Origin of the sequence: Klebsiella terrigena, assembly GCF_006539725.1 — a bacterium.
Classification (GTDB): Bacteria; Pseudomonadota; Gammaproteobacteria; order Enterobacterales; family Enterobacteriaceae; genus Klebsiella; species Klebsiella terrigena.
Genome location: NZ_BJNO01000024.1, coordinates 81242 through 96105, shown reverse-complemented (window position 1 = coordinate 96105; position 14864 = coordinate 81242). Strand labels below are relative to the sequence as shown.

The following is a 14864-nucleotide window of genomic DNA, read 5'->3' as shown; positions in this document are numbered from 1 at the left end:
GTGGTTCTAAGTCAGAAAGCAGTCCCGGGTCGCGGCGTGAATGCCCGGCCCGGGTTTGGTTGCCCGGCCGGCGCTGCGCCCCGGGGTAACGACAGCTAGATCCGCACCTTCGTTGCCACCAGCAGCCCGGTCAGCAGCATCAGGGCGCCCGAGATAATCAGCGGCGACAGCAGGCCCAGGTGGTCGAGCGCCACGCCGCCAACCGCGGCCCCGCAGGTATTCGCCAGCTGAATCACCGCAACCTGGATCGAACCGGCCTTTTCCGCCTGGTCTGACAGCGAACGGGTGATCCACGTTGACCAGCCCACCGGGATCAGGGCGAAAGAAAAGCCCCAGATAATCGCCACCGTGGAGGCCACAATCTGACTTTCTCCCCACAGCACCAGCACCGCCGCGCTGGCCGCCAGAACCAGAGGCGCAGTCGCTAAGGCGGTTTTCACCGAGCGCTTCAGGAGCATCGACGACAGCGAGGTCCCGACAAAGCTGGCAATCCCAAAGCTCAACAGCACCAGCGTCAGGCCATCAACGTCAAAGCCCGCGAGGGTCATATAGACCGGACGAATGTAGGTAAAGAAGGAAAACTGGCCGGCGAAGGCCATGAAAATAGCGCACATCCCGGCCATTACGCCGGGACGCTTCAGCAGGCTCAGCATGTTTTGCTGCTGATGCGGCGCTTCACCAGGCAGCGAAGGCAGCACCTTCAACACCCAAATCGTGCACAGCACGCCCATTACCGCCGCCGCGTTAAAGACGTTGCGCCAGCCGATAATACCGCCGAGGAAACTGCCCAGCGGCGCGGCAATCACCAGCGCAATCGACACCGCTCCGAAGATAACCGACAGCGCTTTTGGCACCACCCGCATCGGAACCAGACGCATGGTCAGCGACGCCGACATCGCCCAGAATCCCCCTAACGCCAGCCCCAGGCAGGCGCGACCTACCAGCAGCAGCCAAAAGCTGTTGGCAAAGGAGACCAGCAGGCAGGAGAGCGTCAGCAGCACGGAAAACAGGATCACCACGTAGCGGCGATCGGTGGTGCGGATAAGGGTCGTAATAAACAGGCTGGCAAACATCGCTACAAATGCGGTCGTGGTGACCGACTGTCCGGCCATCCCCTCGGAAATGCCTAAATCCTGCGCCATCGGCGTCAACAGGCTCACCGGCAGGAACTCAACGGTTATCAGGCAGGCGACGCAAAAGGCCACCGCAAAAACCGCCGACCAGTTTGGCCGTGAAATTTCATTGGTCTGCGATTTGCTCGTGGTGCGGATATGTTCTGTCATGACGTAACCTGAAGCTAAAAACGTACGGAAAAGCAGCGCAGTCTATCATCAAAATTGTGACGAATTTAACGTTTTGACAACTTTTCTTTCATTACCACGCTCAGTCAGATAGCCACTGCGTAATTCATGGATAAATTCAACGACGAGACAAATAGGAAGCGCAATGACTCGTGATATTAATGCAGATAAAACACCCCCTCTTCCGGCAGGAAGAGCTGGTTATAGCGCAGCTGGAAAGCGTTTAGCTCCTGCGGATCGGGCTCTATTTCACGCATAAAGCCAAGCGTCAGGCGGATTTGCGCATCGGTGATTGGCGCGGCAAGCCGGGCTTTACGCAGCAGACGGTACCAGCTGTTCAGATTCTCTTCGCTGCCATCAACAATGCAGACCTGCCAGATTAGCAGCACCTGCGCAGCATTCTGCAGATGGGCCTCATCGGGGCGCTCAAGGTAGCGAATAAACTCGGTTCCAGCCGTTTTACCAAACTGGTCGATCATCGACTCAATCGCAACCGGCGTGATCCCCAGTCGTTCGTTTAAGCGTTTGATCGCCCGGCGGGAATCAGAGGTCAACACCCGAAATCCGACCACAAACACCACGCCAAGCGTTGCCAGTATTATCCAGACCATACGTTCTCCTTAAATCAGCCGCTCATCATAGCGGGAAACATCCGGTCTCGACAGCAGGCAGCGCCAGATTAGTGAACTGAAAAAAGGGAAAAACGACATGCAGCCAGGCCTGCGGACGCGAGCGCTTAACCGGCTAAATTCGGGGGATGACTAAGGGGGTAGCTGTAAGAGACCCGCCAACGGCAGTTGGGAGAAACGGGATAAACGGTTATCAATACAACATCTATTATGGCCTGAACGGCAAGCAGTACATAGACGCATTCTTTATTGATAACGATGGGAGATTATGAAAATGTCATTGCCAGCGTATTCATTTCCTCCGTTGATTTTACGCATGCCTACTATCCGGGTAGTTCTTCTCCAAATAGGGATGAAGCCATCAAAAAACCATCGCCAGGTCAGGAGCGGCCTAAATGCCCCTCCTTTACAGCAGATATAAAAAAAGCCCGGCGGGAAGGCCGGGCAAAGTTACTCATACCTGAAGCCTCAGGCGGTCTGCAATCGTTGTTTCTTCTTCTCGCGGCGAATTTTACGTTCTTCAAATACCGCCACGATGGCCATCAGGCAGATACAGCCAATGGCCGCCGCGTCCAGCGCCGCGAAGGTGCCCGCCCAGCCGGTGAGACCGAAGACCGGCGTGCCGTCGGCGATCATCCCGAGGCCCAGCTTGGCGAAGCTGTCGCCAATCAGGTAGGCGAAGGTGCCTTTGATGCCGTCCGCTGCGCCAATCGCCTTTTTCGGCACAAAACCGACGGCGGCGACGCCGATCAGCAGCTGCGGGCCAAAGACTAAAAAGCCGAGGGCAAACAGCGACATCAGATAGACATACTGATTGCTGGCATGCTGGTAAACGCCGAGCGTCGCAATGATCAGCGCCAGCGCGACGCAGGCAACCAGCGCCCGGCGGCCGTTAGCCAGATCCGACAGCCAGCCCCACAGCAGGGTGCCGACCAGCGCACCGACTTCAAACAGGGTGAAGCCCTGAATCGCCACCTCTTTTGACAGCTTCAGCTCCTGGAACGCGTAAACGGTTGACCACTGGTCGATGCCGATACGCACCACGTAGAGGAAAATATTGGAGAAGCACAGCAGCCAGATAACTTTGTTTTTCAGCACGTACTCGACGAAGATCTGCCACTTGGTCATCGCGCTATCTTCGGTTTCTTTATCCTCTTCGCTGATCTCCTCCCCGAACAGCTCTTCGGCATTGCCGAGGCCGTAGGATTCAGGGGAGTCGCTGCCAAAACGCAGGCCGATAAAGCCGACGATCAGCGCGATAATCGACGGGAAGATAAACATCCCGATGACGTGGCCGTCGAACAGGTAGTTGGCGCCAAACAGCGCGACCCCTGCCGCGCCCGCGCCGCCGAGGTTGTGGGAGATATTCCACATCCCGAGGTACGATCCGCGCTTGCGTCGCGGCGTCCATTTGGTAATCGTCGAGTAGCTGCACGAGCCGCCGGTGCTCTGGAAGAAGCCGCTCAGCGCATAGAAGGCGATCATCAGGAACAGGCTGGTCGACCCGGCGCCCATGCTGGCGCTGAAGCCGAGCATACAGATGGCGGAGAGGATCAGCATAAACGGCAGGAACTGCTTGGTATTCTTGCCGTCAGCATAGTAGGAGACCAGCGTTTTACCCACGCCGTAGGTGATGGAGAAGCCCAGACCAATCATCCCCAGCTGCGTCATGCTCAACCCGTAGGTCGAGATCATGTCGTTCTGGGCGATGTTAAAGTTCTTGCGGATCAGGTACATGGTCAGGTAGCCGATGAAGACCACCAGATAGGACTGCATGAACGGTTTAAACCACATCTTGCGCCGCACGTCGAGCGGCAGATCCAGGGTCGGTTTACGTACCTGGTTTAGAAAGGCCAGCATAGGACACTCCAGGTTTTCCCTTGATGCCTCAGGCCTCAGGTACGTTGGCGACGCTCGCCTGCCGCCTTCCTGCAACATGAATTATTTTGGGAAAATGATATTGAATGACCGCTATTGTAAAAACTGGCCGTGCGGCTTGCCTGAGACAGCGTCCAGGTGAAACCGGGAAAATTTCTTAGTTTTGCCACACTCGGGGCAAAAAGGAGAGCCAGGTCACGCTTCGCTGGCGGTTCTCGGCGCCTGGGCGTTTAAAAATGGCAGCAGCAGCAGCGCCGAAATGCCGGCGGCGATAGTAATCACCACAAAAAAACCGCTCCAGTGCCAGACGTCCATCACCTGCGCCAGCGGCCAGCCGGAGAGCGAGGCCCCCAGATAGGCAAATAGCCCGACAAACCCGGTTGCCGCGCCCGCCGCGTCCCGATGTGAGCACTCCGCCGCCGCCATGCCGATCAGCATCTGCGGGCCGAAGACAAAGAAGCCGGTGGTAAAGAAGCAGGCGGCCTGCATCACGTAGCTGGCAAACGGCATCAGCCACAGGCCGCCTACCGACAGCATTATCCCGGCGGCAAAAATCAGGTTCATCGGCCCACGGTTGCCGTTGAACAGCTTGTCCGAACCCCAGCCGGCCACCAGCGCGCCAATAAACCCGCCCAGCTCAAACATGGTCACCGCCGAGTTGGCGGTCACCAGATTGACCCCGAGGGTCTCCGACATATAGAGATTGCCCCAGTCGTTAATCGCCGCCCGCACCACGTAAACCAGCACGTAGCACAGCGACAGCAGCCAGATATAGGGGTTTGTTAGTACGTACTTGTAGAGGATCTCCCTGCGCGTCAGGCCCTGCCCCTCCTGCTGCTGGGCGATCTCCAGCTCATCGTGACGCCAGTCGCCTACCGCGGGCAGCCCCACCGCCTGCGGCCGGTCGCGCAGCCGCCAGCAGAGAAACAGCCCGGCGAGGATTGCCAGCATCCCGGCAATCATCATCCCGGCGCGCCAGCCGTAGTGCAGCGCCGCGGCGCCGATGACCATCGGGATCAGCGCGCCGCCGACGTTATGGGCGGTGTTCCACAGCGCCCACCAGCCGCCGCGCTCGGTACGGGAGTACCAGGACGTCAGCAGACGGGCGCAAACCGGCGAGCCCCAGCCCTGGAAAAAGGCGTTCAGCGCCCACAGCAGCGCAAAGGCCCACAGCGAGGTGGAAAAGCCGAACAGGATATTGACCACGCCGGTCGCAATCAGGCCGAGGCCCATAAAGTAGCGGGCGTTGGAGCGGTCGCTGACGATGCCGGAGAAAAATTTAGACAGCCCGTAGGTGATGTAAAACAGCGTCGCCAGCAGGCCGATATCGCTGCGGGTCAGCACGTTGCTGGCGAGAATTTCCGGCACCGCGGCGTTGAAGCTTTTGCGCGTGAAGTAGAACAGCGCGTAGCCCAGCCAGATGGTCAGCAGAATATGGCGCCGCCAGTAGCGATAGCGTTCGTCGAGGGCCTGCTTATCGACTATCGGCGCGGCGTCAGGGGGGGATTTCATAAAGGTGAACATCATCGTTCCTCAGGCGTAGCGCAGCGGCAGGCTGACGCAGACGCGCGTGCCGTGGGTGCAGGAAATGGTTAAGGTCCCGCCCAGCGCCGTCACGCGCTCGCGCATGCCGATCAGGCCAAAGCCGTGCTGTCCGGTGCCCGGCGGCAGCCCGCTGCCGTCATCCTCAAGCACCAGCATCAGCCGCCCATCCTGCTGCCAGCCCTGCAGCGTAACCGCGCTGGCGCTGGCGTGCTTAACGATATTGTTCAGCCCCTCCTGGCAGACGCGGAACAGGGTGACGCGCTGGCTTTCGCTTAACGCGGGTTCATCGATGCGCCAGTCGAGGTGGCTGACTATCCCGCGATCTTCGAGCTCCATTTCGCGCATCAGCGAACGTACCGCCTGTTCAAGGGTCAGATCGTCCAGCTGCCGCGGGCGCAGGCGCCCCAGCAGGCGGCGCACCGAATCATAGACGCCCAGGGAGAGCTGCTCGATAAGCTGGCTGCTCTGCCTGACGCCGCCGTTCTCCGGCGCCAGGCGCTGGACGATCCCGGCCTGGGTGCGGATGGCGGTGATGGTCTGGCCGATATCGTCGTGCAGCTCGCGCGCCACGTCGCGGCGCACGCTCTCTTCGGTTTCCAGCAGCCGCTCCGCCAGCCGGCGGTTGCGCGCCAGCTCGCTTTGCAGCGACTGATTAAGCTCACGCAGGCGCTGAATGCTGGCCCCCAGCAGCAGGCCGGTCAGGCTTTGCGCCAGCAGGGAGAGCAGTAAATCCACCGGATGGTCGTGCCAGGTCTGGCTGGCGATAAGGGCAATCGCGTTCATCAGGGCGGCAATCAGCGCCCCCTGCCAGCCGTAGTGCCAGGCCAGGGCGATAATCGGCAGCGCCAGGCAGAACGGCGTAAAGCGCGAGAGCTCGGCGGGCAGCCCCAGCTGCAGCCAGAGGCTGACCACAAACAGCAGCAGATACCAGATCAGGTGCCGCCCGCGCCAGTTCACCGGCTGCGAAACCAGCGCGGGTCCCAGCGGACGCCAGACGGTGCTGGTGAGATAGTGCCAGATGACCAGGCAGGTCGGCGCCAGCGTCAGGCCGCCGGTCAACGTCAGCAGCAGGGCGTTGAGGCCGTCGCTGCCTTCGCCGAGCCACGGCAGCGATTGCAGGAGCGCGGCGGCGATCAGCGCGCCGCCCTGGCGCAACAGGGTCAGCCAGTCGCGCCGGTGACGATAGCGCGAAATCAGCGCCACCGGCAGCAGGGTCAGCAGACCTCCGATCATCAATATTATCGGATGGGCCAGCGCCACTTCCTGCGCCAGCCAGAAGATCAGCAGCCATTCCGCCCCCAGCAGCACCGGCCAGTAGCCGCGCGGACACTGCAGCATCAGGCCAAGGCGCAGACCGAAGGGAAAGAGCAGCACCGCGAGGTCCGGGCGCGCCACCACGTGCAGGCTGATGCTCCACAGGCAGAACCACGCGGCGGAAAAGATAAAGAAGCAGCCGACGACCGAGAACAGTCGCGAGAATAGCGCCTTCACTGCCAGCTATCGAACATGCGTCGCGCCAGCTCAACGTCGTTGCTGACGCCGAGCTTTTCCAGCAGGTTAGCGCGATGAACGTGGACGGTCTTTGGCGATAGCCCGAGCTCGGCGGCAATCTCTTTCACCGCCATCCCCTGGGCCAGCTTTTCCGCCACCTGCCGCTCGCGTTTGGTGAGCGGGTCCTGACGGCCGGCCGCCAGCTTCATGGCGATATCCGGCGTCAGGTAGCAGCCGCCGGTCGCCACCGTGCGAACGGCGGCAATCAGCTCATCCGGACTGCAGCGTTTGGAGAGAAAGCCGCGAGCGCCGGCGTTCAGCGCCTGCTCCACCAGCGCCGGGCTGTCGTGGACCGAGAGCATAATGGTCGCTATGCCTTTGGGCAGCTGGCTCAGCAGCTCGAGGCCCGAGATATCCGGCATCGAAATATCGCAAATGCAGACCTGCACGCCGCGGCCCGGCAGACCCGCCAGCGCCTCGCGGCCGGAGCCGAACTCCGCCACCACCTGGAAATCGCTTTCCAGCGCCAGCAGCTGCGCAAAACCGGAGCGGACGATGAGATGATCGTCAATAAGGGCAATGGAGGTCATGGCGTTTCCTGGCGGATAAAAAAACGCGCTTACCTTAACGATAAGCGCGTTGCTGTTCAAGCCTTGAGCACTATTATCCGCCTCAGCCGCCGATGCCGGTGGTCACGCTGAAGGCGCGGGTCTGCTGCGGAGCCAGCGAGATCAGGCTGCCGTTACGCTGCGCCGCCAGAAATCCTTCGGGACGACAGGTGGCCGGTAGCGCAAAAGCCGCCACCTGCTGATCGCCGTTATAGAGGATCCAGCGGGTCACATAGTTCAGCTCCGCGCTGGAGAAGCGGGTGATGAACGTGGTGCCATCCGGGGCCGTCATGCGAAATTCAGGCCTGTCGGTGTAGCGATCGAGCCTGTCGGCAAAAAAGACGATTTCCGGGTCGTAATCGTGCGGCTCGTTCAGCGCGGCCAGCGACGCCTCCCCCTGCAGAATACGCCGGTTGAACGCCAGCCACCGCTCGGTCGGCTGCACGTGGGCCGGAACCGATTCGCGCAGCGCGAGCGCGTCGTCGGGGATATTCTGGCTGAAGCGGGCCCCGGCGACATAGGCATAGTTCATATGGCACATATACTGCAGCGGCATCGCGACGGAGGCGAGGTTGGTGACCGCCATGTGGATATCAAACAGCGCGCTCTCTTTATGCACGACCACCGCAGGCTGCGCCCGATAGTGATGACCGAAGCCCATGACGTATTCATAGCGCCCCGTCACCCGCAGGCTCTCCTCTTCCAGCTCCAGCCAGGCTTCATCCATCGCGGCGCAGGCCATCTCGCCGTGCAGCGGATGTACGTCCTCCGGCGAAGGGCAGCCGTTCGCCAGCAGCCCGGAGTGGAAGGCGAAGCAGCCGTAGGTGGCCACCACTTCCGTCGCCGGCTTCGGCTCGCTGAACATATTGCGCATCGTCAGATCGTGACCGTCGAATTCGGCATCCCAGATCATTTGCCCCAGCCAGGGCAGAATGACCAGGTGGCCGCGCGAGTTCTCCACTCGCAGGCCCTCTACGCCGCTGGCGAAACGGAACGCGGTCACCGTAAAGGCATCGTTTGCCAGCAGTACCCGAGGATGCTCGGTAAACAGCTGACGCCAGAGGGTTAAACGTGTCGTCATGATGATTCTCCTCAGGAGGCCGTCGCTTCGGTCAGCGCACGGCGCGCTTTGCACTCACGCCAGAAGTAGACGCCCACGTAGATGAAGCACAGCATCGGCACCAGGAACGACACCTGCAGGGAGTGGATCGTATCCGCAACGAAGCCCTGAATCGCCGGCACCACCGCCGCGCCAATAATCGCCATCACAATCACCGCTCCGGCCATTTCGGTATGCTCGTTATCAACCGTATCGAGGGTCCCGGCATAGATGGTTGCCCAGCAGGGTCCAAACAGAACGCTCACCAGCACCGCCACGTACACCGCGCTGAAGCTCGGCGCCAGCGCCACGTAGGCGAGGAAGAGCGCGCCGATCGCCGAGTAGATAATCAGCACTTTTTCCGGCGTGAAGCGCGTCATCAGGATGTTGGCAATAAACTTACCGATAAAGAAGCAGGCGAAGCTGTAGACCATAAAGGTTGAGGCATCGCGCTCGTTGATATCCCCCAGCTCAAGCGCCAGGCGAATCGTGAACGACCAGACGGTGACCTGCATCCCGACGTAGAGGAACTGGGCGATAATCCCGCGACGGAAGCGGGCGTTGCTCGCCAGGTAGCGCAGGGTATCGAGCGCCGACGGACGCTTATGGTTCGCCGTCTGCGCAACTTTGCAGGTCGGGAAGCGGGTCAGCAGGAACAGCACCATCACCACCACCAGTACCATGATCATGTACTTGTAGGGCTCAAGGGTGTTTTCCAGCATCAGGATTTTAAAGTTATGGATCTGCTCGGCGTTCATGCCCGCCATCTGTTTTTCGAGGCTTTCACCATCGGAAAAGACCAGATATTTGCCCAGCAGGATGCCGGCCGCGGCGCCAATCGGATAGAAGGTCTGGCTGATATTCAGGCGCAACGTCGCCTGCGCTTTTGGCCCGATCATTGAGCTGTAGGTATTTGCCGCCGTCTCAAGGAAGCTCAGGCCGATAGCAATGGCGAAAATCGCAGCCAGGAACATGGTGTAGGTTGCCATGTGCGAGGCCGGGAAAAAGAGCGTACAGCCGACGATATAAAGCGTCAGGCCGGTTAAAATCGCCACCTTATAGCTGGTTTTTTTAATCACTAACGAGGCTGGAATGGCAATTAAAAAATAACCGCCATAAAACGCGCTTTGTACCAGCGCCGAGGCAAAGTTACTCAGCGCAAATACGCTTTTAAACTGAGTAATTAAAATATCATTTAATGCCGCAGCGCATCCCCATAGCGGGAATAAACAGGATAACAAAATAAACTGGAACAGAGGGGTTTTATTCAGATAGCCGTCGGCCATCTGAACGATATTTTTATCGTTCATAGTGCTACCTTTTACAGTGCAGAGGGTTATTCGTTTAACGCCAGATATTCATTGAATTGCTCAATGCTGGGATAAGACGATTGGGTACCTTTGCCGGTGACGCTGAAGGCGGCAAAGAGCGAGGCTTTTTTCATCGCGGCTTCAACATCGCCGCTCTGGACGTAGTAATGTGCAAAACAGCCGATAAAGGCGTCGCCGGCGCCGCTGGTATCAACCGCGCTGACCTTAAACGCCGGAACGTGAACGTCCCGATCGCGCGTCATCCATAGCGCACCTTTCTCGCCCATGGTGACAATAATATTGTTGAGCCCTTTTTCGACGAGGCTGCGGGCGGCGGCGCGAATATTATCGTAAGTATCCACGGGGAGCCCGGTTAATATTTCAAGCTCGGTTTCATTAGGGACGAAAAAGTCACATTTGCAGGCATAGGACATATCTAATTCACGCAGCGCCGGCGCCGGATTTAACAAGACTTCGATGCCGTGTTTTTTTCCAAACTCAATAGCGTGATAAACCGTTTCCAGCTGAACCTCAAGCTGTAAAACAATCAGCTGACACTTTTTTAAATCTTCGGCAGCGCGGTCAATATCCTCCGGGGAGAGAAACTTATTGGCGCCTTTAATAATCAGAATACTGTTGCTGGAGTTGGCGTTAACAAAAATCGGCGCCACGCCGCTGCTGGTACAGGGGACTTTTTCAACGTAGGTCGTATTAATGCCCCAGGACTCGAGGTTACGAATCGTGTTATCGGCAAAGATGTCGTCCCCAACCTTGGTCAGCATCAGGACTTTGGAGTTAAGCTTGGCTGCCGCGACGGCCTGGTTGGCGCCTTTACCGCCGCAGCCAATTTTAAAAGAGGGCGCCTCGAGGGTTTCCCCCTCTTTAGGCATCTGATTGGTGTAGGTGATCAGATCCACCATATTTGAGCCGATAACCGCGATATCCATTTTACTACCCCTTAGAAACAATCACATAACAATGATATTATAGTAACATTATCATGTTACTTCCGTATCATTTGTGACCAGGATCGCGATTGCAGAATCACGGGCTGTTTATTTAACAACCATCTTCGTTCAGCGGCTCCGCATGCTCATCACACAGCCAATACAGACAACAAAAATAACCAATTGAAAATAAAATAGTTATAATTATATAGCCGCGTTGTTCCCCGCTTTTAATTCTTGATAGCCCACAGTATAGTAGTGTGAATGCAGAATGTTTCGACGAACGAATAATGTTACTAAAGGAACATTTTCGCCCAAACTCGCGGAGAAGGTGAATGGAAACAAAGCAAAAAGAACGTATCCGGCGTCTGATGGAGCTGCTCAAGAAAACGGACCGCATCCATCTCAAAGAAGCCGCGCGGATGCTGGAAGTGTCGGTGATGACCATTCGTCGGGACCTCAGCCTCGAGAATGACGAACCGCTGCCGCTGACGCTGCTGGGCGGCTACGTGGTGATGGTGAACAAGCCCTCATCGCCCTCGGTCAGCGCTGCGCCGGCGGACAAAAGCCCCCACCACCGGGACGATTTGTCCGTCGCCATCCTCGCCGCCGGGCTGGTCAGCGAAAACGACCTGGTCTTTTTTGATAACGGCAGCGAGATGCCGCTGGTGATTGGCATGATCCCGGATGACATTACCTTTACCGGGATCTGCTATTCGCATCGGGTGTTTGTGGCGCTGAATGAAAAGCCTAACGCCACCTCGATCCTCTGCGGCGGCACCTACCGGGCCAAGAGCGATGCGTTTTATGATGCCAACAACCCCTCGGCGCTCGATTCACTGAATCCGCGGAAGGTGTTTATCTCCGCCAGCGGCGTGCACGACCATTTTGGCGTGAGCTGGTTTAACCCCGACGATCTCACTACTAAACGTAAGGCGCTGGATCGCGGGTTACGCAAAATCCTGCTCGCGCGCTACGCGCTGTTCGATGAGGTCGCGCCCGCCAGCATCGCCCCGCTATCGGCCTTTGATGTCCTGATCAGCGATCGCCCCCTGCCGGCAGACTACGCCCTGCACTGCCGGAACGGGTCGGTAAAAGTCATCACGCCGGATTCGACGAGCGACTAGTTCACTCGAAAAAGACGGCGATTTTATTAAACATGGACGGATCGGACTGATTGCGCGTCACCTTCTCTACGTCTTCCAGCTTGTCGATTTGGCTGATCATCTGCTCGAGACGCTGGTCGTTATTGACCAGCAGCCAGATGTGGCTCTGATTGCTGTTTTGAATCGGCAGGCAGAGGATACCTTCCACGTTGAAGGCGCGACGGGCGAACAGGCCGCAAACGTGGGTCATGACCCCAGGATGGTTGCGTACGGTGAGTTCCAGAATAACGTTGTCATGAGTCTGCTGTTGCATGGTTTATTCCCCCACCATTTCTGTATTTGCCGCACCCGGCGGTACCATCGGATAGACTTTTTCTTCGGCATCGATTCGCACATGAATCAGCGCCGGGCCAGGACGGTCAATTATCGCCTGCAGCGCCGCCTGCGGATCGGCTTCATGATTTAAGTCGCAGGTTTGCAGGCCGAAGCCGGCGGCAATCTGCATAAAGTTAATCATCCCCGGATAGGTGGCGGCAAACACGCCCTGCGGATAGAACAGGCTCTGCTGCTGATACACCAGGCCCAGCGCTTCGTTGTTCATCAGGATGATTTTTACGTCGAGCTGATTTTCAGCGGCGGTGGCCATCTCCTGAATGTTCATCATCAGGCTGCCGTCGCCGGAGAAGCAGATAACCTTCCGCTGCGGGTTCGCCAGGGCTGCGCCAACCGCCGCCGGCAGGCCAAAGCCCATAGTGCCGAGGCCGCCTGAGGTCAGCCACTGGCGGGGGCGATTCAGCGGATAGGCCTGCGCGGTCCACATCTGGTGCTGGCCCACGTCGGTGGTAATAATCGCTTCGTCATCCACGCAGGCGGCAACGGCATTGATCAAACCGTAATGAGAGAGCGGGTCCTGCTGCTGCGGAATGGTGCACGGGAACTCGCGCTGCAGATCGGCAACCAGCTGGCGCCATTCGCTGCGCGGCTGCGCTTCAACCTGTGGGATCAGCTGCGCCAGAACCTCGGCGACATCGCCCTGGATTGCGACGTGCGGCTGCTTGATTTTGCCCAGCTCGGAGCGGTCGATATCGACGTGAATAATCTGCGCATTCGGGCAGAACTGCTCGGTTTTACCAATCGCCCGGTCATCAAAACGTGCGCCTAAAACAATCAGTAAATCAGCTTCTTGCAGCGTAAAGTTGGTGCTACGCGCGCCGTGCATACCGAGCATACCGAGCGACAGCGGGTGCGCCTTTGGCAACATGCCCAGCGCCATCAGGGTCATGGTGGTCGGCAGGTTGGCTTTTTCCGCCAGCTGGCGAACCTGCTCCGGAGCATTAATCACCCCGCCGCCCAGATAGAGCACCGGGCGCTTAGCGGCATTAATCATCGCCGCCGCTTCGCGTACGCTGGCGCCGTCAAACTCAGGCGCCGCCGCGCGAACGCCGGGCTCGGGTAATGCATCCAGTTCGATGGTCGCGGTCTGCACGTCCTTAGGAATATCTATCCACACCGGCCCCGGGCGCCCGGACTGCGCAATGCGAAAAGCGTCGCTTATCACCTGCGGCAGATCGGCAATGTCGCGAACCAGATAGTTGTGCTTAGTGATGGGGATAGAGATGCCGTAGGTATCGACTTCCTGGAATGCATCGGTGCCGATCATCGAGGCCGGCACCTGGCCGGTAATGCAGACCAGCGGGATTGAATCCAGACGCGCGTCGGCGATGGCGGTGATCAGGTTCGTCGCCCCCGGGCCGCTGCAGGCCATACAAACCGCCGGCTTGCCCTCGGTTCGCGCCATGCCCTGGGCGATAAATCCAGCCCCCTGCTCGTGACGCGCCAGAATATGGCGAATCTGCTTGCTTTGGCTTAACGCGTCGTAGACCGGAAGAATGGAGCCGCCCGGAATACCCGTGACCGTGGTGATCCCCTGACGCTCCAGTAAATGAACAACTAACTGCGCGCCGGTAAAGCGCATTTTCTGTGATGCTGTGCCCGAACTTGCCATGCTCCAGTCCTTTTATTCTGAGCCGACCTACCGGGCGAGGGTCGAAAAAAAACCCCGCTCGGTTTGCGCCGGCGGGGTTTGGAATCGTGTTGTTCCGGACCCTACGGCGCATTGCCGACGACGACCACCACACGCACGACGACCACCGCGGCAGGCGCGGTTTTTAGTAGGGTCGAAGTCAGCATGGAAGCGTTCATTAGGGGCCTTTGTGTCGAAAAATTAACTGAATTTATACAAACACAGCTGCGGCCATTAAACAATGGATTTATTTTCAACCACGGAAATTTGCGCAGAGGATCACAATTTTTTAACCCGGCGCCAGAAAGAAAAAAACCCCGCCACAGCGAGGTTTTTTTCAGCATTTTTGCGGCTGGTAACCGCAAGCACACTGTATTACGTCAACGCCAAAAGTATACGCGTTCGCGGAAGTTCACGCAATTTTAGCCAGGGTTTTTCATAAAATAGAGTATGGATCGGCGGTGGATTTTTGTCGAGAAAAATACTGCTTATTTATACAGTGAATGCTTATACTGAAAGCGTTCACTCTGTGCCATTCGGGGGCCGCATGTTTACCGGCGCAATCAAGTCCTGGCTGAAACGGGTGGTGCCGTCAGCGCCTTAACCCTGAAAGAGCACACTGTGTTACGTCAACAAATACGCTAATGTCTTCCGGGCACGGCAACGTGTTCAGGCAGGCGGCGTAGACCCTGGCTGGCAACAGGCGGCGGAAAGGTACGCCAGCCGGCTGTGCTCCTTTACCGAGGAGACGCGTATGGGCACGATGGATATTATCGTTCTTATCCTGAAACTCATGGTTGCCGTGTTGCAACTGCTTGATGCTGTCCTGAAACAGTTCCGCTGATTCAGGTTCAGGTCGCACCTGGGAGGGGCGGGAAACCGCCCCTCTACAGGCGGTCTCCCTTCACCTGCGCCAACTGATGGAGA

At 58.2% G+C, this 14864-nt stretch carries 14 protein-coding genes; 2 read left to right on the top strand and 12 right to left on the bottom strand.

Annotated features, from left to right (window positions below):
• Positions 1–95 precede the first annotated feature (95 nt).
• From nepI to rbsK, 9 genes are all read right to left on the bottom strand, one after another.
• Entirely contained in the window at positions 96–1283 is a 1188-nt protein-coding gene (gene nepI / locus RTE01_RS21925; protein ID WP_115191646.1) for a purine ribonucleoside efflux pump NepI, read from the bottom strand.
• 176 nt (positions 1284–1459) lie between these two features.
• A complete protein-coding gene (locus RTE01_RS21920) occupies positions 1460–1912 on the bottom strand; it encodes a DUF1198 family protein (protein ID WP_041143299.1) in 453 nt (150 codons plus the stop codon).
• A gap of 486 nt (positions 1913–2398) precedes the next feature.
• Entirely contained in the window at positions 2399–3790 is a 1392-nt protein-coding gene (gene uhpT, locus RTE01_RS21915; protein ID WP_141335359.1) for a hexose-6-phosphate:phosphate antiporter, read from the bottom strand.
• Positions 3791–4003: 213 nt separating this feature from the next.
• Positions 4004–5332, bottom strand: a complete 1329-nt coding sequence (uhpC, locus tag RTE01_RS21910; RefSeq protein ID WP_041143301.1) for an MFS transporter — start codon at positions 5330–5332, stop codon at positions 4004–4006.
• 9 nt (positions 5333–5341) lie between these two features.
• A complete protein-coding gene (uhpB, locus tag RTE01_RS21905) occupies positions 5342–6823 on the bottom strand; it encodes a signal transduction histidine-protein kinase/phosphatase UhpB (protein ID WP_170197859.1) in 1482 nt (493 codons plus the stop codon).
• A gap of 17 nt (positions 6824–6840) precedes the next feature.
• Positions 6841–7434 (bottom strand): transcriptional regulator UhpA, encoded by a 594-nt coding sequence (uhpA, locus tag RTE01_RS21900; RefSeq protein WP_041143303.1) that lies wholly within the window; start codon positions 7432–7434, stop codon positions 6841–6843.
• 82 nt (positions 7435–7516) lie between these two features.
• Positions 7517–8533 carry an aldose 1-epimerase family protein gene (locus RTE01_RS21895; protein ID WP_134528240.1) on the bottom strand — a complete coding sequence of 339 codons (1017 nt, stop codon included), beginning with the start codon at positions 8531–8533 and terminating at the stop codon, positions 7517–7519.
• A gap of 11 nt (positions 8534–8544) precedes the next feature.
• Positions 8545–9861: an L-fucose:H+ symporter permease gene (fucP, locus tag RTE01_RS21890; protein ID WP_041143305.1), complete on the bottom strand. Its 1317-nt coding sequence runs from the start codon at positions 9859–9861 to the stop codon at positions 8545–8547.
• Positions 9862–9887: 26 nt separating this feature from the next.
• Entirely contained in the window at positions 9888–10808 is a 921-nt protein-coding gene (gene rbsK / locus RTE01_RS21885; protein ID WP_041143306.1) for a ribokinase, read from the bottom strand.
• Positions 10809–11143: 335 nt separating this feature from the next.
• Between rbsK and RTE01_RS21880 the strand changes: the two genes are divergently transcribed.
• Positions 11144–11935: a DeoR family transcriptional regulator gene (locus RTE01_RS21880; RefSeq protein ID WP_134528244.1), complete on the top strand. Its 792-nt coding sequence runs from the start codon at positions 11144–11146 to the stop codon at positions 11933–11935.
• Between the two features lies 1 nt (position 11936).
• Here RTE01_RS21880 and ilvN read toward each other — a convergent pair whose 3' ends face one another.
• The 3 genes from ilvN to ivbL form a co-directional block, all read right to left on the bottom strand.
• On the bottom strand, positions 11937–12227 hold the full coding sequence (gene ilvN, locus RTE01_RS21875; RefSeq protein WP_041143308.1) for an acetolactate synthase small subunit: 291 nt from the start codon (positions 12225–12227) through the stop codon (positions 11937–11939).
• A gap of 3 nt (positions 12228–12230) precedes the next feature.
• Positions 12231–13919, bottom strand: coding sequence for an acetolactate synthase large subunit (ilvB, locus tag RTE01_RS21870; RefSeq protein WP_041143309.1), 1689 nt, complete (start codon positions 13917–13919; stop codon positions 12231–12233).
• Positions 13920–14020: 101 nt separating this feature from the next.
• On the bottom strand, positions 14021–14116 hold the full coding sequence (gene ivbL / locus RTE01_RS21865; protein WP_071844866.1) for an ilvB operon leader peptide IvbL: 96 nt from the start codon (positions 14114–14116) through the stop codon (positions 14021–14023).
• 575 nt (positions 14117–14691) lie between these two features.
• Between ivbL and tisB the strand changes: the two genes are divergently transcribed.
• Positions 14692–14781, top strand: a complete 90-nt coding sequence (gene tisB, locus RTE01_RS21860) for a type I toxin-antitoxin system toxin TisB (RefSeq protein WP_071844867.1) — start codon at positions 14692–14694, stop codon at positions 14779–14781.
• The last annotated feature ends 83 nt before the right edge of the window (positions 14782–14864 follow it).

Coding starts and splice junctions, on each gene's coding strand:
- tisB (WP_071844867.1), top strand. CDS start 14,692: ATGGGCACGATGGATATTATCGTTCTTATCCTGAAACTCATGGTTGCC.
- RTE01_RS21895 (WP_134528240.1), bottom strand. CDS start 8,533: ATGACGACACGTTTAACCCTCTGGCGTCAGCTGTTTACCGAGCATCCT.
- fucP (WP_041143305.1), bottom strand. CDS start 9,861: ATGAACGATAAAAATATCGTTCAGATGGCCGACGGCTATCTGAATAAA.
- rbsK (WP_041143306.1), bottom strand. CDS start 10,808: ATGGATATCGCGGTTATCGGCTCAAATATGGTGGATCTGATCACCTAC.
- ilvN (WP_041143308.1), bottom strand. CDS start 12,227: ATGCAACAGCAGACTCATGACAACGTTATTCTGGAACTCACCGTACGC.
- uhpT (WP_141335359.1), bottom strand. CDS start 3,790: ATGCTGGCCTTTCTAAACCAGGTACGTAAACCGACCCTGGATCTGCCG.
- RTE01_RS21880 (WP_134528244.1), top strand. CDS start 11,144: ATGGAAACAAAGCAAAAAGAACGTATCCGGCGTCTGATGGAGCTGCTC.
- ivbL (WP_071844866.1), bottom strand. CDS start 14,116: ATGAACGCTTCCATGCTGACTTCGACCCTACTAAAAACCGCGCCTGCC.
- RTE01_RS21920 (WP_041143299.1), bottom strand. CDS start 1,912: ATGGTCTGGATAATACTGGCAACGCTTGGCGTGGTGTTTGTGGTCGGA.
- uhpA (WP_041143303.1), bottom strand. CDS start 7,434: ATGACCTCCATTGCCCTTATTGACGATCATCTCATCGTCCGCTCCGGT.
- ilvB (WP_041143309.1), bottom strand. CDS start 13,919: ATGGCAAGTTCGGGCACAGCATCACAGAAAATGCGCTTTACCGGCGCG.
- nepI (WP_115191646.1), bottom strand. CDS start 1,283: ATGACAGAACATATCCGCACCACGAGCAAATCGCAGACCAATGAAATT.
- uhpC (WP_041143301.1), bottom strand. CDS start 5,332: ATGTTCACCTTTATGAAATCCCCCCCTGACGCCGCGCCGATAGTCGAT.